At 41.9% G+C, this 19,320-nt stretch carries 15 protein-coding genes; 3 read left to right on the plus strand and 12 right to left on the minus strand.

The features are described 5' to 3' along the window. Positions 1-161: 161 nt before the first annotated feature. From IQ276_RS10125 to IQ276_RS10135, 3 genes are all read right to left on the minus strand, one after another. The gene (locus tag IQ276_RS10125) at positions 162-1,493 is read right to left on the minus strand and encodes a serpin family protein (RefSeq protein WP_193923520.1); all 1,332 of its coding nucleotides are present in this window, start codon (positions 1,491-1,493) and stop codon (positions 162-164) included. A 387-nt stretch (positions 1,494-1,880) separates the two neighbouring features. Next, a complete protein-coding gene (locus IQ276_RS10130) occupies positions 1,881-2,141 on the minus strand; it encodes a DUF7219 family protein (RefSeq protein WP_193923525.1) in 261 nt (86 codons plus the stop codon). 629 nt (positions 2,142-2,770) lie between these two features. Next, positions 2,771-4,366 (minus strand): S8 family serine peptidase, encoded by a 1,596-nt coding sequence (locus tag IQ276_RS10135; RefSeq protein ID WP_193923527.1) that lies wholly within the window; start codon positions 4,364-4,366, stop codon positions 2,771-2,773. A 254-nt stretch (positions 4,367-4,620) separates the two neighbouring features. Between IQ276_RS10135 and rpe the strand changes: the two genes are divergently transcribed. Beyond that, on the plus strand, positions 4,621-5,328 hold the full coding sequence (rpe, locus tag IQ276_RS10140) for a ribulose-phosphate 3-epimerase (protein ID WP_190884249.1): 708 nt from the start codon (positions 4,621-4,623) through the stop codon (positions 5,326-5,328). An 832-nt stretch (positions 5,329-6,160) separates the two neighbouring features. Here the strand turns inward: rpe and IQ276_RS10145 are convergent. The 7 genes from IQ276_RS10145 to ndhL form a co-directional block, all read right to left on the minus strand. Further along, on the minus strand, positions 6,161-6,547 hold the full coding sequence (locus tag IQ276_RS10145) for a HetP family heterocyst commitment protein (RefSeq protein WP_193921116.1): 387 nt from the start codon (positions 6,545-6,547) through the stop codon (positions 6,161-6,163). 1,870 nt (positions 6,548-8,417) lie between these two features. Then, positions 8,418-8,855, minus strand: coding sequence for an RNA-guided endonuclease InsQ/TnpB family protein (locus tag IQ276_RS10150; protein ID WP_255264320.1), 438 nt, complete (start codon positions 8,853-8,855; stop codon positions 8,418-8,420). 262 nt (positions 8,856-9,117) lie between these two features. Next, positions 9,118-11,580, minus strand: a complete 2,463-nt coding sequence (locus tag IQ276_RS10155) for a GH116 family glycosyl hydrolase (protein ID WP_235115570.1) — start codon at positions 11,578-11,580, stop codon at positions 9,118-9,120. A gap of 198 nt (positions 11,581-11,778) precedes the next feature. Further along, positions 11,779-12,435, minus strand: a complete 657-nt coding sequence (locus IQ276_RS10160) for a bZIP transcription factor (protein WP_190884246.1) — start codon at positions 12,433-12,435, stop codon at positions 11,779-11,781. A gap of 232 nt (positions 12,436-12,667) precedes the next feature. Then, positions 12,668-13,492: a tryptophan synthase subunit alpha gene (trpA, locus tag IQ276_RS10165; RefSeq protein ID WP_193924764.1), complete on the minus strand. Its 825-nt coding sequence runs from the start codon at positions 13,490-13,492 to the stop codon at positions 12,668-12,670. A gap of 92 nt (positions 13,493-13,584) precedes the next feature. Continuing rightward, positions 13,585-13,896, minus strand: a complete 312-nt coding sequence (locus IQ276_RS10170) for a DUF3007 family protein (RefSeq protein WP_190884244.1) — start codon at positions 13,894-13,896, stop codon at positions 13,585-13,587. A gap of 24 nt (positions 13,897-13,920) precedes the next feature. Continuing rightward, a complete protein-coding gene (gene ndhL / locus IQ276_RS10175; RefSeq protein ID WP_190884252.1) occupies positions 13,921-14,133 on the minus strand; it encodes an NAD(P)H-quinone oxidoreductase subunit L in 213 nt (70 codons plus the stop codon). A 1,293-nt stretch (positions 14,134-15,426) separates the two neighbouring features. On the opposite strand from ndhL, the gene IQ276_RS10180 reads away from it, so the two are divergent. Next, a complete protein-coding gene (locus IQ276_RS10180; RefSeq protein WP_193923628.1) occupies positions 15,427-15,888 on the plus strand; it encodes a DUF29 domain-containing protein in 462 nt (153 codons plus the stop codon). Positions 15,889-16,066: 178 nt separating this feature from the next. Here the strand turns inward: IQ276_RS10180 and IQ276_RS10185 are convergent, their stop codons facing one another. Continuing rightward, complete coding sequence (locus IQ276_RS10185) at positions 16,067-16,987, minus strand: lysylphosphatidylglycerol synthase domain-containing protein (RefSeq protein ID WP_193923626.1); 921 nt, start codon at positions 16,985-16,987, stop codon at positions 16,067-16,069. A gap of 190 nt (positions 16,988-17,177) precedes the next feature. Between IQ276_RS10185 and IQ276_RS10190 the strand changes: the two genes are divergently transcribed. Further along, positions 17,178-17,780 carry a hypothetical protein gene (locus tag IQ276_RS10190; protein WP_190884316.1) on the plus strand — a complete coding sequence of 201 codons (603 nt, stop codon included), beginning with the start codon at positions 17,178-17,180 and terminating at the stop codon, positions 17,778-17,780. Positions 17,781-17,975: 195 nt separating this feature from the next. On the opposite strand, the gene larC is transcribed toward IQ276_RS10190, so the two are convergent. Then, positions 17,976-19,256, minus strand: a complete 1,281-nt coding sequence (larC, locus tag IQ276_RS10195; RefSeq protein WP_193923616.1) for a nickel pincer cofactor biosynthesis protein LarC — start codon at positions 19,254-19,256, stop codon at positions 17,976-17,978. Between the last annotated feature and the right edge of the window lie 64 nt (positions 19,257-19,320).

Below are 19,320 nucleotides of genomic sequence, written 5' to 3' on the forward strand. Positions count from 1 at the left end.
TAGGGAATAGGGGTGGGGAGTAGGTTGATTTTTCTGTTCTCTGGTTGTTACCTGAATCTTCAACACCCCTTGAGCAACTTCACCATCAATGATTCTTCAAAAGGTTACTTCCCCACTCCCTACTCCCTACTCCCCACTCCCTATTTTCACTTTTGCTCTGCTTACTGCGGCTCAATAATTGAACCCATAAACAAAACACTTCCCGTTTGATTATCCCGAATTGCACAAAAGAAGGGACGATCTACAATCATTCGGAATGGTTTTGGCTCTTGTCTCAAAGATGTTGCTACTATTCCCACCGAAGTAGCCGCAGCCGCTTCGGTGCCTTCTTCGTTCACTTCCACAAAAGTTTTATGCTTCACTTGGCTAATGGCAAAGTTTTTACCCATGCCGGAAAAATTAGCTTTGTTGCTGAAAGCCTCTTCCATACCTAAAGCTTTCAAAGCATTGTTAAGTGTAACATCGTATTCTGTTTTGAAGCGGGGTAAGCGAATAAACCCTTTTTGTTTGTTGAATTGAGTCATCCATTTTTCCCAGTTCTCAACATTCAAGTTTTGCGAGAAGGCTTTGAGGTTAGAGTTTTCTTTGGGCAAAAAGATATAAAAACTGACTTTACCATCTTTGCCGTAAGGTAAACTCACTGCCTGAAATTGTTCGTTTTCATAATATCTGTAGTCACCGTCTTGTGACATCATTGGGTGTTGTTTTTCTCTGCCAGATGTAACGTAAAAAGGATGTTGCGCGGTTTGATTTTTATCAAATTCGTTACTCCAACTACCTTTAAAATATATGGCATTAATTAAAAACAACACTTGATTGGGTTCGATTTTTTCGACTATTTTATCGATTTTGCCGCCAGTATTATCTTTTACCCATTTATTGATGGCATTGGAGGCTGTAGCATCTTGAAAATTTAAATTGCTGACCTTGGCTTGATAGAAATCCTCTGTTCTTTGGAGGAAGTCTGGCTGAAATTTCACCTCTTGATTTGCCCAAAGTGAGTTAGCAATCTTGAGTTGCACTTTGGCATCGGGATTGTCTAAAAGCTGCTTTAAAGCTGCTGCGTAAGCAGAGTTAATTTCTGACAGATTCATCCCCTGTAATTCCAGGATTTTTGCCATTGCTTGTTGAGTCGAGCCGCTAGCGCCATTGTAGGTCATGGCTAGGGCGATCGCTACACTGGAAGGCGAGATAAAAACATTTTTTTCTCCACCATCACTTTTCTGAACTTCTGAAAAAAGTTTGAAGCCAAACTTATTGTTAGACTCAACGATTTTAGTATCAGTCTTGACTGTTTTTTTTTCCAATGGAGTTTCTGGCTGAGGTAAACTAGATTGAGCAAGGGCACTTTTATTACTATCGACCTGAGAACACCCCAATACACTAAAGAGAACAACACTTGCAGCTGCCAAAACATAACGTCTGCCGAGACTAACTCCGTAACGTCTTTGCAGAAAATTTTCTTGGACATCACTAAATTTTTGCCGATTCATTCTGCTACCTCACTTGCCAAAGATTGTTAATCTGTGTCTCAGGGTTGACTTAAAACCGTTTCAATGATTAACTATTGCACTTGCTGTAATAGAAGAATGGCACTGTTACAGTTTTTGTAACAGCAAGTAATTAGCTCAGAGAAATTAGACACATATTTTAGGGTTGCGAATTCCGAATTGCTGCTTGAGGCGGCTATACACAGGAATTATCAAAAATTTCGATTTCTAGAAAATTGCCTAGTTATCTATAAATGTATTGTAGACTACGCAATTATCAAATAAGTAATCCAGCAGAATTATTTACAGGACTTACGTAACTGGCACAGCGCGATCGCATTTTGAGAATATTTATGTACTAAAGCCTATATGCTTTCCATTGGAGTAATTTTAAGGCTGATCTGGTGGCTCGTCACCAATCAAGAGTCCTTTTTTACTGGATTTCAACTGTTTCCAAAGTGCTTTAATCTGTTTGTAAGCATCTTCTGGCTCAAGCTTACCATTAGTTTCTAGATTGGTAATGTAGCCAACTTTTTGAGCAAATTCTTGAAGATTGGCATTAAATACTAAATTCTCTGGCTTAACTTGACCGTAATAGCGACTACGAGGATAAAGAAATTTATTTTTGTCTTTTTGGTTAGGCTCGTCCATTACTTCACCCCCAATAAGTGACTTTTTACTAAAAATAGTCATAAGTGAGCTTCAATGAAGAAATTGCCGTTGACTGAAAAGGAGGACAGGAAGGAGGAGTAATACCATTTCACGAAAATCTTGGTACATATAGATTTACCGTAGGGGCGCCAAGCTTAGCGCCCCTACCAAGGTATTTGTATCAACTTTAAAGTGAAATGGTATAAGGAGTTATCATCCTTCACTCACCCAGCACTCTTAACAGCAAGCCTTGTTCAAATAACTTTCCCTTAACAGGGAAAGTTATTTGAACCGGATTTACTCAGTGAGAAAAAATAATCGCACTGCTAATTAGTATCGGAACTATTGCAAACAATGAGCGAGTCTTAAAGGGAACACAAAAATATTATACAGCAACTAACCATTCATTAGCTGTGATAACAGTAAGACTTTTCAATCATGGACATAAAGCGCAAATCATACCTGCGATCGCGCCATGTGTTGCAAAGATCAGCAAGTTTCATCAGCCAACGAAATCATGAGGATTGTACCGTTTGCGATTGATAAGTTGGATGCGTTTGGACAATAGCTTTTGACTATTCCCTGTTGTCTCCTTGGCTGAGTTTGATGTGTACTTGTGGATTTCTACTTCAATTAATAGGCACACTCCACCAAGCTAAACCATAGGATTGAGTAGCTTCATTTAACTTTTGACGAAACTGGACGCGGATTTTGTAATTTCCAGTAGCAGCGACGGGGCAGAAAATATGTTCTACACTATCGATTTGGCTGATTGAAGAACAAACAGCGCCACCATCTGAGTTTTGAGCATCAACTTTGACTAGGTAGAGATCGAGGTTATTCAAGCCGCGATTGCGAAAATTTTCACCCACGTCATACTGCTGATTCTTATTGCTATCATTGAGTTCTACCAATCGATCCCAACTCAGAGTAATAGCTACAAAACTACCCTGCTTCAACGGTTTCCCTAAGGCATAATCAACGTAGCTGCCAACATCGATTGTGCGATAATCCCAACCAATAGACGCCACCGCAGCTGACGGCTCCCATTGACCACCATTAAATTGCTGATAAGCGCGAAATACATTTAAATGACCCGCTCCCATTTGGGCATCCAAGGGAATTTTTGGATCTTTGTAAGCATCAGAACCTAGCCAATCTTGATTTTGTTTATCAATTAGCGTCCGAGTCATTCCCAAACGCAAACCATCGCCGCTATCTTGGATTTTGTCTGCTGAATTAAGCAATACAGCTTTCATCACTTGATGACGCCGGGAATCTGTACTCCAATGGGGTTGTTTTGTTCGCATCTGTCGGTCACCAAGTTCCTGCAACAAAGCAACACTAGCGGTAACTTGCGGTGCGGCAAAACTTGTCCCTGTGACTTTATTCAATTTGCCATCGGGATTAAGTAAAGCAATGTTATTACCAGGAGCAACTAAACTGATAGCGCGACGCCCACCGATATTAAACTCCCTCCCGGCTAGTCGCCGGCTTGCTCCTTGATTAGCACCCGCCAGATTAGCAACATCTACTTTGTTAAAAACTCCTCCTCTGCGGGATGAAAAAGCCACGTTCATTCCGTTAAAATTATCTGTAGGAATAGGAATACCGCCTTTTCCCTGGTTGCCAGCGATCGCATACAAAACATCATGAACGCGACTAGACCAGTCAACACATAAAGTTAATAAAGCATTACCGTCTAGAGTCGCCTCCGGTCGAGGATCGCGCCCTAGAGGTTCACCAAAACTAAAGTTAATCGCGCGGACATCGCCACTATTTTGCAGCGCTATATGCTGCGCCGATAAGCACTCTTCTGGCTGACCCATATTTTTAGTAGAACCGACAGCAGACGAGTAAAGTCGCGCTCCCGGAGCAACTCCTGGTATACCTTTGTCTTGACTCACCATCACACCAGCAACATTGTAGGCATGGGGGTCAACACCGCTATTTGACTTAGCCGGGCCATTGCGTAAGAACACCGCAGCTAAAGAGATGGCACGGTTTTTAGACACTGCCTTATCCCAGCCAAACATTCCCGGCCGGCCAATTTCCACCTGACCAATGGCAATCTTGCGACCGATTAAATTATAAGGAGTTTGGTGTAGCTTGAGAGCATCAATGCCGTTAGTTCCCAAGGGGGATTCTAAAGCTGAAGCAATTACCGGCGCACTCAGACACGAAGCACCCAATCCCCAAATTATCCAGGTTAGTTTTTTAGTCATTTGTCATTTGTCATTTGTCATTTGTTATTGGGCATGGGACATTGGGCATTCCTTCGGCTTTGCTCAGGGCAAGTGGGGATTGGGCATTGGGAAGAGGATGGGGGGACAAGGGGAAAGATTTGTCTCCCCCTGCTCCCCCTGCTCCCCACTCCCCACTCCCCACTCCCCAAAAAAGCCGGGATCAAAGTTATGAGATCAGGCTCAATATTTTGTTACAATGCTTACAGACGAGGACGCTTAAAAACCCACTAGCCATGACCCAAAACCTATCTCAAAAGCCCATTGTAATTGCTCCATCTATCTTATCAGCCGATTTTAGTCGTTTGGGTGACGAAGTTCGCGCCGTAGACGAGGCTGGAGCGGATTGGATTCATGTTGATGTAATGGACGGTCGTTTTGTACCTAATATTACGATAGGCCCTCTGGTTGTGGAGGCGATTCGTCCAGTTACGACCAAGCCACTGGATGTCCACTTGATGATTGTGGAGCCAGAAAAGTATGTAGAGGGATTTGCTAAAGCCGGTGCTGATATTATCTCTGTACATGCAGAACATAATGCTTCCCCACACCTACACCGCACTTTAGGACAAATTAAAGAGCTTGGTAAGAAAGCTGGAGTTGTACTTAATCCTGGTACCCCTCTAGAGTTAATTGAATACGTTCTGGAACTGTGCGATTTAGTACTGATTATGAGCGTAAACCCTGGCTTTGGTGGTCAAAGCTTTATCCCTGGTGTGTTACCCAAAATCCGTAAGCTGCGCCAATTGTGCGACGAACGCGGCCTCGACCCCTGGATTGAAGTTGATGGAGGTCTGAAAGCAAATAATACCTGGCAAGTTTTGGAAGCGGGAGCCAATGCGGTGGTCGCTGGTTCAGCCGTATTTAATACCAATGATTATGCACAGGCTATTACAGCAATTCGCAACAGCAAGCGTCCTACCCCAGAATTAGCTAAGGTTTAATTCATTTTTGGATTAATATAGAACAATGCAAAAACAGGTTGGGCAAGAAATTTGCTCAACCTGTTTTTATTTACAATAAAAAACTGGAAGCTATTCAAGTTTTGAACTTCCAGTTATTACTATATAAATTGAAAATTTATATACCAGAGATAATCCAGGTTGGGAGGACTAGGATTACAATAGTCGAAAGAGAAGCGTATAAGCTACTAGTTCTACCAGCCACGACAAACATTTAACCGTAACTTTTCTATTTCCGTTCTTGGTGTTGGTGCTAAGCGTTTGCTTTATTAATTAAAGCAACACCAACCACAATATAGAAAGCTTTATCAGCATGACTCCCACCGTCTGCAGTTCGGTGAAGACTGTATAAAATTTGGTTTGGGGGAAGCCACCTCTCCAAATTTTCTTTGCTTGGACTTTCTCGGAAAAAGAACCACCAGTAGCAACGGTTAGATAATTGGTCTTGGTGTAAGAATTATCTAGTACATGAAATGCTGACTACTTTTATAGTCAGTTTGACCTATTTCATGTTGAGAACTAAATCATTGATTTTATTTTTTAAATTAACTTACCTGCCACTCACCTCTATTTCGATTGAAGTTGTTATTTTGAGTATACCAATCTCATCAGTATAAATTTGCCATTTTGGCAGATTTATGAAAAATCTGCCACGCATTAAAAAACAGCATGGCAGTATCTTAGAGACTCAACCAAGTCTCAAGCAAAATCTATTGATGCAAAATATTTTTTAATTGAATCTCAAGTATCTCAAATAAATGTCTTTCCTTCCTTTCAGTTTGATTTGTGATTCGATGGATTGATATTCCTTAATTTACTGTGCCAATCTCCGATCCAAACTACTACCACGGACTTCTGTTTTTTGCTTTCCAACTACTTCAAGATAAGGTATATCTTTAATTTTAGTTAAGCAACTTGATGATAGATTACTATCAGATCTGGAATCGTTGGGCTGTTTGAGCAGTTTTATGTTTTCACTTTGCTGTTGGTTTACTCTGCTAGCTTGAGAGTTTTCTTTGAGCAATCGATTATAGGTACGATATGGAATGTAATGAAGAGGATTATAACCAGCAAATCGCAGCATTAAAACACACGCCCAGGAATACTTTCCAGCCAGAATTGCTTCAACTACTTTATCAAATTGTTGAGCCTTCATTGTCTTGTCTAAGTTACTACTAATACTAGCAATGTCTTGATTCATAGTTTTTAGTTCTCTTGGGTAAAGTAAACTAGTTTGGTTTCTGCAATTCTTGGTGTTTCGGCTTACAAACTACACTTACAGGTGTTTAATCGCTTCGGGAAAATAATCGGTAAGGGGCGATGTTGGATGTTGATAAACAATTCCATCAACAGGCGCGTAGATAAATTTCCCAAATTCTCACTGGCTATCAGAGCTTTCAACTCTCGGCGTAGCTATTGGTAGATGCAGTTCTTTGTCCTCTTAAACTTTCTCAACTCCTAATTCAATAAATTTTTTCTGAAATTTAGCTTGTATAAACTATTACTAGTAGAATCAAAGCATTTCCGGTAAATTTCTAAACTTTTTTAGACTAGTAGAAAAAATTATTTATCCTTGGGCGTTAACAACGCCATTTGTATTTATACTATTTTTTGCGGTTAATGTCATCTGCTATATTAGCAGATTTATAATTTAAATTTACTGATCAAATCTCAATATTTACTTATGTATTGTGCAACTTTTGATTTTGTCCTCTTTGTTAAATAATGAGGGGTCTTACCCCTCAGGCAATATCAATTTAAACCCCTTATTATTGTCTAGTAACTAGACGATAGTAACACTGATTATTAAATAAAAAACTTCTATTTTTAGGGAGAATGTATAGTATTACAAATAAATTCACTGGGAGTCTTTATTGAAATTTTTTTATGTATTTTCAAATAAATAATCTTATTAGGTTTAGCCTTAATCCTTCTATTTATAGGCTTTCAGCATATTTCTTCAAAAGAATCTACAGAAAAATCAAATAATAATTATCTAATAGTTAATATAGCTATTGAATTGAATCTTTTGATACTATCCAGATATTTGTTCAAGCCTAAAGTAATTCTTTTACAATGTGTTAAGAATTTCACGGCATAAACAAAGAGAAATCTGTGGCAAGTTAAGCGTATATATTATTTAGTAATTAATTGTGAATTGAGTTATAAATAAATGATGTAAAAAATAATTAATCCAAGAGCAAACTCTATTTAAATCTAACTTTAAAATATTGCAATATATAAGATTAAAAATTTATTTATAGGGTTGTTTTTTTTAATAAAAATGTTAATTAGCATCAATTATTGATGAATGCCTTATTTAAATAAGATACCTCGGTCTAAAACAAGGTATAGTCTGCATGACCAATGGTGGAGAGACCGTGAGAGATGATGAATTTAGTAGGATATTCACTAATTTGGGTTAATTTCTCTTGAAATTGGCGTTCCTACTCAATGTTTGGGTGCTAGTTGCTTGATTCAAAATCAGAATTGTCTTAATTCAGTGGGCGATGCCTGCCTGGGTTGGGCTGCCCCTACGCAATTTTTTCTCCTTGCCAGACAAATAGATCAGAAATTTCTTGCCAATAAGCTATCTACGGGTTATGATATTAGTCCGGTTGATTTGGACTTGCCCCAACTACTAGCACTTCACATCCCAAAGTTTGGGCTACTTCTGCTACAACAGAGAGAAAACTACCTGTAAGGTCTACCCACCCGAAGTTACGCAAAGTCTAGAGGTCTTAGCGTTTGTCTTTGGAATATGGCCAGTTTTCTCCTGAACATAGCCTGGAAAATATTAGCAATGTTTATCGCTAAACCTAGAAATATTTGCATTTTTTGAAACAGTAGTCTTGAATTCTCAATCCTTTAACTCTTACAATTACTGAAATTTTCCTTCGCCTCCGGAAACACTCGGAAAATAAAATCACAAATGTAGACTCTGACTTTTCACGTTATGTGGAAAAATCGGGGAGTGGGGAGTAGGGAGTAGGGGAGAAGAGAGTTAGGGAAAACTTTGTTGTTGGAAGGGGTTGACAACTCTCCGTCCTATAAGGGCGAAGATTCTTCCTTCAACCAACATCGCCTCTAAAGGCAGTGCCCTTAGACGGTCTTACACGTTGTCCAGAAGCAGTAGCGAGATGCCCTCCCGCCAAAAATCGTAAACCTTCATCTCTAATATTCGTGGCTGCATTAATATCCCTATGGTGTACAGTGCCGCATTTAGGACATTGCCAGCTACGAATATCTAAACCTAAGCTATTTACTTGGTGCAAGCAGTGATTACAAGTTTTTGAACTGGGGAAAAATCTATCGACTTCGATGTAAACCTTTCCTTTCCATTCCGCTTTGTATTTCAACATGGTGCAAAATTGACCCCACCCAGCATCACTAATAGCTAAGGCAAGTTTGTGGTTTTTGACCATGTTCTTAACTGCTAGGTTTTCTACAACTATGACTTGGTTTTCGTCCACTAATTTACGACTTAGTTTATGAGGTTTTAAACCCAATTTTTCGATAATTTAAAACCTCTACCCTACAAGGATGCATCTGCCGAATCAAGGGTCAGACCCCTGGTTTACCCACAAAATGGTTGGTAGAGACGTTGCATTGCAACGTCTTTACATGTGTTGGAATAGGGAAAAATTGTCGAGTCTGGGGTGTGACCCATGATTAGCCAACAGTATTCTAATCCTACCAGGAGCAAGGTTTTGCAGATAACAATGAAAAGTCAGCTATTTTTCCAGCCGAAGAGAGAGTACATTTGCCAAATTAATTAATCACTAAATAAATTCCCCAGATTGCCATTGGCCGCAGGTAAGTGCAGGCGCGAAAAGTACCAGCTGCGGTGATAGCTTCAGGTGTGCGAAATTGCAGCCCATTATCGTAAATTTGCTGCACTACAGCTTGTGTCAACTTCAATGCTTCATCTTTCATTCCCATCTGCACAAGAAAAGCGGCCAAACCAAAGTTTATTCCCGTCCAGACTTCCAAAGGATGAGTAGCTTTGGGGTTTTCTGGGGAACCGTCGGGACGAACACCGTTAGCAGCACCAAATTTACCATCGCAGAATTTCAAAAAGCAGGCATCATAAACAGTTTTGAGGGCAGAGAGGGCGCGATCGCTCGGTACAATATCAGGTAATCCTAGCAACCTAGCGTAGAACTGTCCGCACAATTGATCTGCCATCACCACATCAGAACCACTTTCACTATCAAGTCGATAATATTGTCCATTCCAAAGTTTTTCTTGATAGATTGGGCGGGATTGTTCTAACCAAGTTTCATAGATGGATTTTTGTATCCTTAACTCCTCTGTGTTCTCTGCGCCTCTGCGGTTCGTTAATAATACATCACTAATGGCGATCGCAGCTTCTAGCGCCGCTAACCACAACCCACCACAATAGGCACTGACACCTTGCAATCGCCAATCATCAAATGTTTGGTCAGGGGCACCAGAATTTTCGGGAATACCATCGCCATCTAAGTCAAAATTTTTCAGGTAGTCGAGGGTTTGAACGATGGCATTCCAACAGTCTGCTAAAAATTCCACATCCTCAGCACCCGTAAGCAGAAAATCTCGGTATACTTGCAATACAAAATCACTACCTAAATCTTTCCATAAATTGCAGTCTTGATAGCTGGTGTAGTTAGTTTTCTCCCAAACGTGTTCATTAGGTGCGCCTAAATCGTGGGGTGTTGCACCAACGGCTTTACGGACAGCAAGGGGACTTTCGGCTTTGATTGTCATGTAATAGCCAATGATTCGGGGAGTATCATCACCTTGGGGAATTGCCCGTGCAAATGCCCGCATCACTGACTTTTCTAATTCTGGAAACAGCATCAGCAGGGCAAAAGAACCATACAGCCGTACATCTAGACTTTCATACCAGCGGTAATCTAAGCACTCTAACACCGCAAACTGACCGATGGGGTCAAGTTTTGATGCCGCACTCCAGAGAGTACCACCACTGGTGAGGTCGTAAAGCTCATTAAACAACGCCATTTTGAACCAACAAGGTAAATCTTTGCGGTCGAGAATGGGTTGTTGCCAACTTTGAATTTGCGATCGCCAAGTTTGGTATTGTTCTAAGGCAGTAGATGCGATCGTCCAAGCATTACTACCATCTTTACCAAAAAAGTCTGTGTATCTGCGATAATAATTTATCCCGGCGGCAAATTCTGTGATGGGCAAATCCCAAGCCAGCACAAAGGGGATTTCTAGAGTTTCGCCTGGTTGGAGAGTAAAACGAAGTGCGATCGCAGCTGCTAGTTGTGTATTTTCTGTTACTGGAGTTGTGTCTTGATAATTAGGTAAAGAACCATCTTCAGCAAAGCTTTGCCAGACATCTTCACCCGTACCAGCAGGATTCCAGCGGGTGTGATAAAATAGTTCTAATCGGGGATCTTTCAACGTCGCAATACACCAGGTTCCATCCCCTTCTTCCAAAGGCTTTTCACTACCAACCCGGCCTAAAACACAAGCAACCTGTTGTGTATTTTCCACAATGTGATTGTAGTTTCCTTGACTTTCGCCCCAGCGCGGTTGGTATTCATAAACTGGACTCCCATCATCCCGCACCTGCACTTGAGGAGATTTGAGGGCATTAGTAAACCAACCCACCATATTTTCCCAGGTAAACATGATGCCCAGAGTAATAGGTGCATTTGTGGGGTTGTGAGCATTCCAAAGAAACACCGCCACAGGGTAGCTAGTTTCCTGGTAATTGTTTGCCCATACAGGGGAAAACTGCTCACAAGTCAACTGGGCTTGAAAAATATTTTCATACACAAACCAGCTACGGGGATACAGCGCGTGATATTCGCCAGTTTTGTGTTGTTTGATGGGGTTAACTTCTCCCCTGCTCCCCTGCTCCCCTGCTCCCCCTGTTCTACTCCCTGGATACCATTGCCATGCTTTGAGGCTACCATCCTCAGGTGCTTGGGTAGATAAAGCATAGGCTTGGGAAGATGTACCATTGGACTCAAATACACTGAATTGACAGGCGGGGACGTTTCTGAAGATATGCTCACCGCCATCAATGTGCCATAAATTAAAGTCTCCCCGCGAAGAACGACCGATGCAACCTGCACCAAAGCCACCTAATGGCATACCATGCCAAGGGCCATCATCAAGATTACTTGGGTAGCGCACAGTGTAGGGCTTATCCCAGCCTAAACCGATGGGACGATTCCAAGTGCAAGAGGGAATTTTCGGGGAGGATTGATTTGTCATCGCCTAATGTCACAGCGTGCAGTTACGTCAATGAAGACTAGCGCGATGTGCGATTTTTATCAAGTAGCATTTGTTAGGCAACAAAAATGTTCATTACACTTGTTGCATGAATCATTGCTCTCACCCTGAATCTCTCTCCCAAACTTGGGAGAGCGACTTTTAAAATGATTCTGATTCCTGAATTCTAAATTTTCCCTATCAGTGCATTTCGTCGTATTCTGGGGCTTCAACTCGTCTTGCTTCTACACGAGAAGCAGGCAGAAACTCAGCGCGACGTACCGGAACCAAGGGTGGTGTCGCTCCTTGATAAGGGTGAATCACTTGTACAGTACGGCTTGGACGCTGGCGTGGCGAGAACAAAGCCAATACTCCAGCAACGACGACACCACCGCCAATAGTGAGAGTAGCGCCTCCCACTGCCCAAAGCATTGGTGAAGACCACCAAGGATTTTGCGGTTGGAATGCTGCTGTTTTTTGTTGGTTATTCTGCTGGGCTAATTGCCACTGCTGCTGAGTATTGAAATTTTGGACTTGACCCTGGAGTTGTTGGTTGAACAACTTCAGCTGTTCATTGTCCTTTTTTAAACTCTCCATCTGCATGTTCAGCTTTTCCATTTCTAGACGCTGGTCAGAATTTGGAGGCGTTGGCTGGGTATTAGGATAAATTGGTTGTTGCCCATAATACCCAGGAGGATATTGCACTTGTGGCGGCATAACCTGGGGCTGTACTACACCGGGTATTTGCGGAGCAACAGCGAAGTTAGGTTGTAGGGGGGTATTTGTCCCTTTGAGCAATACCAGAGCCGCCAGTCCAGCCACAGCGACCCCACCGATAAATGCCATACTCTCACTCATCGCCTTTGCCCCTCAACTGCAACATAACTATAACTATCTCTGACTGATTCACTCTCACACTCATAATTTTTGACCACTTCACATAATACTCAGACTATAAGCGACTCTATCAGCTAGTTTTTTTACATCTTGATATCTGATGTTAATATTCAAGACCAGAACAGTCAAATTGTCTACTAAACTTAGGATAAAAAAACTACGCTGTTACACTTTTGTAATCTACTTTCCCGCTCTAATCAACATGAGTATTTGTGCTGTGAGTGGTTTTGATGGCTGCTTTGAGACTTTGGCAAAATTGGCCGATCGCATTTAGTCCCTGTTCTGGTGTACCTTCTGCTAACCGCTTCACAAAAGCGCTACCTACAGCCACCCCATCTGCTCCCCATTCCCGTACTTGACGGGCTTGGTCAGGCTCGGAGATTCCAAAGCCTACACCAATGGGTTTATCAGTAACACTACGAATCTGTTTTAGTAAATCTGATACTCGCGTTTGGACTTGCGATCGCATCCCCGTCACGCCTGTGACGCTGACTAAATAAATAAATCCTTGGGAAGACTGGGCGATGGCTTGTATCCGTTCGGCGGAACTGGTGGGAGCTACCAATAAGGTGACATCAATTCCCATTTCACCAGCTGGTTGTAACAGACCCGCAGCTTCTTCTAAGGGTAAGTCAGGTACTACCAATCCTGCTACCCCAGCGGCAGCGACTGAAGAGAGAAATTTTTCAATGCCACGGTGCAAAATTGGGTTGTAATAGGTAAATAGGACGATGGGCGATCGGATTTTCGGTGTAGTTGCTTGCAGCATTTCTAGCACCGACTCAAATTTCGTTCCCCTTTGCAGGGCGCGGGTAGCAGCTGCTTGAATCACTGGTCCATCCGCTAGAGGATCGGAATATGGTACACCCAGTTCAATAATATCTGCCCCACTGCGATCGAGAATTTGCAACGCTGCTGCTGTTGTTTCTAAATCTGGGTCGCCAGCTGTGATAAATGGAATCAAAGCACACTCACGATTGTGCCTGAGGGTTTCAAAGCAATCAGAAATTGCAGTCATTAGTCATTAGTCGTTGGTCATTGGTCATTGGTCATTGGTCATGAGTTATTTGCAAATGACAAAAAACAAATGACAACTGACCAATGATCACTTTACACCTGAGACTGCTCTTCTTGTTCTATCTGGGCTTGAATTCGTGCTAGTTCTTCGGGAGTTAGTTCTTCCAAGCGCTGTTGCAGAAATTCTTGCTCATACTGTTCCCGCTGTTCGTGGTAGGTCATTTTTTGTCCCACCGCGCGGAAAAAATAGGTAGCTAACCAGCCAACTAACGCAGCCACTAGTAAGACTTGGCTCCATATACCAGCTTGCTGATTATCGAAGCCGACTAGCTGTAATCCTACATACGCCAAGCCGCCGGCAATAAAAACGCCTAAGCCAATTCCAATAGCGTCAATCCGTCGCATGAGAGTTATGACCTACCAATCTAGTTAAACTTCAATTTGTCGCGGCCGTGGTCGCAAATTTACCACCGGCGATAAAACCAATAAACCCGGAAAGAAGAAAAACACCAAAAAGTACATAAACAGGCGCTCGATGGAGCTAGCCACATACCAACGCTGCTTCAGGTAGAACAAGACAGCGATCGGGATTACCAAAAGGTAGGCTCCAGCCAAAATCAGATACAGCAGGGCGACAATCATAACTTTTGTGTCTAAGCATCTATTTCTCATCATAGGCTGAACAGACAAACTCAGGGAAGTATAGTCATGATGCTTTTAAGAAATGGGGGGAGTGGGGAGTGGGGGAGATGAGGGGGATGGGGGAGAATAACTCTGAACTTCTCACTCAGGACTAAAAGGATTTTGAGAAAAACCGCTAGTAAAATTGACATATGTCTGGTGTATGATGCTATGATGATTAACTCAGTAGCAAATCAATGCTATCCACTAGCAAACAAATGCTATTGTCAGACAAGCTCGAAAATATCCATCCAAATTGGTTAGGAAAAAACAAAAAAACTTCCAATTGGAAAAAATAATTTCAATCTAGTTGGACAAAAGACACAATTGATGGTGGAATAGATGAGGAGGTATTTGCTGCCTCTACAAAATAAATAGTTAGCAAACACCTGCGGGGGTGTGGCGGAATGGTAGACGCTACGGACTTAGATAACTGAGCCTTGAAGGAGAAATCCCTCAAGTGGAAGCTCTCAAACTCAGGGAAACCTAAATCTGGTAACAGACATGGCAATCCTGAGCCAAGCCCGAAAATTTGAGATTTGCAATTTGAGATTTGGGATTAGTTTTCAATCCAAAATCCAAAATCCAAAATCCAAAATTGAGGGAAGGTGCAGAGACCCGACGGGAGCTACCCTAACGTAAAGTCGAGGGTAAAGGGAGAGTCCAATTCTTAAAACTTGAAGCGGCTATTGCCATCAAGTAGCAGTGAAAACTGCGGGAGAATGAAAATCCGTTGACCGTAAAAGGTCGTGTGGGTTCAAGTCCCTCCACCCCCATTAAATTTACTGAAAACTGATAACCTTGCTGTCACTTAAAGGAAAAGATGGCCGGAATTAAAGGATAATGTGGCCGCCCTAAAAAGCTGGAATGCTTATTTTTCTGTCGCCCTACTTTCGCTATACTTTAGAAGCGATCGCATTCAATTCTTTCAAATACGCTTGTGTCATAGGTTCTGTCCTGCCGCCACTTTATGCTTTAAAAACGGCCACATTATCCTTTAAGTGACACTAAAATCCTCGCTTATGCTTCCAGACCCTGACAACTTTTGGGTCTGGTTACATTAATGTTGGCGATCGCACCAGCAACCTTTGTAACTGGCAGATTTTGTTATCATCTACTTACCCTGCTACTTGCGAAGTTTCGAGTTGCATTTGGGATCAGCCCAAAAGCAATCTATTTAGATATATCATGGGCATAGCAAAAGCCGGATGAAATCAAGCTTAATGCTTGGAATTTGGGAGGTTGAAAAATTAGATGACAGCGCCTCAACCAACAGTCTTTACAAACTCTCATCTTTACGACCAAGATTTTTATTTGTGGATAGAGACAACTGCTAAACAATTAAAAGAAGGCAGATTTTCTGAGGTTGATTTAGAAAATCTGATCGAAGAGATTGAAAGCATGGGTAGAAGTGAAAAACACGCGCTTGCGAGTAATTTAGTTGTTCTACTAATGCATCTACTAAAATATAAATATCAGCCAGAAAAACGCTCTAATAGCTGGAAGGGAACTATTAGAGAACATCGCCGCAGGTTGAGAATAACTTTTAAAGATAGTCCTAGTTTAAAACCATATTTTCAAGAAGTTTTACCAGAGTGTTATCAAGATGCCAGAAAGCAACCCAGTGATGAAACTGGTTTATCACTTGATACTTTTCCTCTAGAGTCTCCGTTGACTGCGGATGAATGTTTAGATGAAGAGTTTTTACCTGATTAGTTGAATTATATTTAGTAGCGATCGCATCCTCAATTTAACCATAAATTGCCACTGGACGGTCGCATCTTTTGGAAATCAAGCAACCGCAAAATCAGTGTATTGTCTAACATCCTCTGGATGAAAAGAGAACAAGTTATCTCACTCACGTTCACAATCCAAAATGGTGTTAACTCAAAACTCATGACTTGGCAAAGCGTTCGTGTAACCAAGCTAAGGCAGCACCGACAGTTTCAGCTAGAATACTAACGAGACGATATAGAGCGATCGCACTAAACACTAAGGCAGCTGGAAACTGGTGTCGCAAAAGTTCATAAGCAGTCGCTTCAAACACACCTAACCCACCAGGCGCACCGGGAACCACTAACCCCAGCAACCAAGCACAACTAAAAGCCCCCAGCAATAAAGGAATTTGACTCCAATTAAGAGAATTTAGTGCAAAGACAGTTAAAATGAAGCCGATGCCACGCAAACTTAAAAAGCCCAATTCCCCTAACAAAGGTCGTAGGGGATAGCGTTTAATAGTTAAAACGACACTTGGCTGAGTATTAGGATCGGATTTTTTTGCCTTCAGTTTGTACGAAAAGCGAATAGCTGGGTTCAAAAATCGCGGATGAACTGCACAAAGCACCACAGCTAAACTCAGCAATTGTAAGATTTGTACAACCGATGTGGTATTATTCGCTGCAAACTGACTACTGAATAGAATAATGATAATTAAAGCAGCCGTTGCCATCAGTAGCGGTTCTAGTAAAACGCTTAAGGTGGCTGCACCAGCAGAAACATTGGCATTTTTGGCGGCGAGAATTCGTCCGTAGTAATGCCAGATATTACCTGGTAAATACTTAGCAATATTAGTTTTTAGGTAAACTCGGATAAACTCCGAAGATGACACGGGTTGATTTAACTCTTGCAAAACCCAAGTCCAGATCCAGCCAGCCCAAGTGTGTGCTAGTAAAGTGACGAGTGTAGCGATCGCCATAACTGCCCATCCTAACCCATCAATGTGGATAGCAGTCACTTCAATCCAATTATCCTTCAGGGCTTTCCCTAAAAAAAATAGTGTTCCGCCTAAAATTATCCAGCGTAAAAATTGCTTCATGGATTTGGTATTAATTCTGACTTGTGGATTCTGGATTTTGAATCCTGAATATTATTTTATATCTCTCCAAAGTTAGATAAAAATATTGTTTTTGTGCTAATTAAAATGTGACCTGCGCTAGAGGTAAAAGTTATTTTATTCATCCTATTCTTAATAAAGGTTATTCAAAAAAAAGCAAGGAGTTAGGAATATGAAAAAAGTAGGTACTTGGCTGAAAAATATTCGCCCGTTGAAAGTGTTAACTGTTTTTTTAGCAGGCATATTCCTCTTTCTGACACAGGCTTGTGGCGCCCCTGGAGTAGCAACACAGCCACCCCAGCCTCGTGCCCAAGCACCGAATGTGGAACGATACGATCCCACAAAAGATTATCCTCTTTCTTCTCCCTCTGGTGGGATAAATAATTTTAGTGATGTAGATCCCAGAGCGAGACTAGATGAAAAAGCAGCTAACGACAGAGCTGAGGCGCTGATCAAAAATGCTCAAAAAAATATTGAGCAAAAGGGAATTGACTCCCGCGAGCAATATGTCCGAAATATCCAACAGGGTACGCCCTTGGGTGAAAGAGTGAAAAACCTGGGTGAAGATGTTGGTAGCTCTGCTGAAGAATTACGCGAAGGCTTAGTTAAGGGGACTCAACGCGGATTTGAAAATATCAAGGGAAATACTCAGAATGCAACCACTGACTTGACAAAAAATGCTCAACGTGTTGGTGAAGATGCCAGCAAAAATATTCAACGCACTGCTGAAGATGCAGCTGACACAGTGAACAAGGCTGTCAAAAACATTGATTGAAATTAACCGTTTAACTGGTGGCAAAAATCCAGTTTAACAATAAACAATAAACGCACCGCTCGTCAAAATTCAGCATGAATTCTGACGAGTTTTAATTTCAGAATTCAGGAGTCAAAATTCAGAATTCAGAATAAGGTTTCCTCCCCTACTCCCCACTCCCCTTTTTAAGTTAGGTTTATTAATTGTCAGACGAGGTTAGTTTTGATTTTCTAAATACCAACGCTGTAGCGCCAGCCGTTGAATTTCCCGCCAGGGAATATTATGTTTTCGGGCTAATTCTGCACAATCTTCATATTCTGGCTGCACGTTAGCAATAACTTTTTCTGGCGATCGCCCTTTCCATGCTACTTTGACACGCACTTTGCCATATTCAGTTTCCACTTGTTGAATTTCTCGTTGTAAAATCGAGCGTTGCTGATTAGTTCGCCGAATACCCAAAGTTGTGGTTTCACGGAATATCACCGCTTCACAACTGAGTAAATTTTCTGGATGACAAATCACAGTCAGCAAAATTCCTGGACGTGATTTTTTCATAGCGATCGCCACAGTAAAAACATCCAGCGCACCAGCCGCAAACAAAGCCTCAAACACATAGCCGATGGCTTGAGGATTTAAATCATCAATTTGGGTTTCTAGTACGGATATGGTTTCGAGATTTGAGCTAGTATCGCCAGAATCGCACAAATCTGACTCTAAAATTGCGCTTTCGCCCAGCCAGAGGCGTAAAATATTTGGGATGGGTAAATTTATGGTTCCTGCTCCCAATCCTATCTGCTTGATAGCGATGGGGGGCGGTGAACCAAATTCTCTTGCTAAGGTAGTGGCGATCGCGGCACCTGTTGGTGTCACCAGTTCTCGTTCAATGCCGTTGCTATAAACTGGGCAACCCCGCATTTCCCACAGCTTTAATACCGCTGGTACTGGTACAGCCATTTGACCATGTGCTGCCCTCACAGTGCCGCCACCAGTCGGAAACGCCGAGCAATATAGTAAGGGCAACCCTTCGTCATTACTCTCAATCCCCAACCAATCCAACCCCAAGCAAGTACCCACAATATCTACAATGGCATCTACAGCCCCCACCTCATGAAAATGAACTTTTTCAGGAGAAATCCCATGCACTGCCCCTTCTGCCACAGCTAGCTGCCGAAATACCGCCAAACTCCAAGCTTCTGCCCGTGTCGGCAACCCCGCTTTGAGAATCATCTGCTCTATTTCTGGCAGGTGGCGTGCGTGATGATGAGCGTGTTCGCGATCGTGGTGGTGATGATGATCTACTAGATCCACATGAACTTTAGTCGCCTGCTGACCATTCCGTTGCACAAATTCTGCTCTTAACTTATATTCCTGTTCAATTCCCAACCCATTAAGTTTTTCAATTAAATACTCCACAGGAACACCCAAACTGACCAAAGCACCCAGGCACATATCACCGGAAATTCCTGTCGGACATTGAAGATAAGCAATTTTATTCATAGTTATTAGTAATTAGTCATTAGTAATTAGTCATTAGTTTTTCTCCGCGTCCCCGCGTCTCCCT

Source organism: Desmonostoc muscorum LEGE 12446, assembly GCF_015207005.2.
Taxonomy (GTDB): domain Bacteria; phylum Cyanobacteriota; class Cyanobacteriia; order Cyanobacteriales; family Nostocaceae; genus Nostoc; species Nostoc muscorum.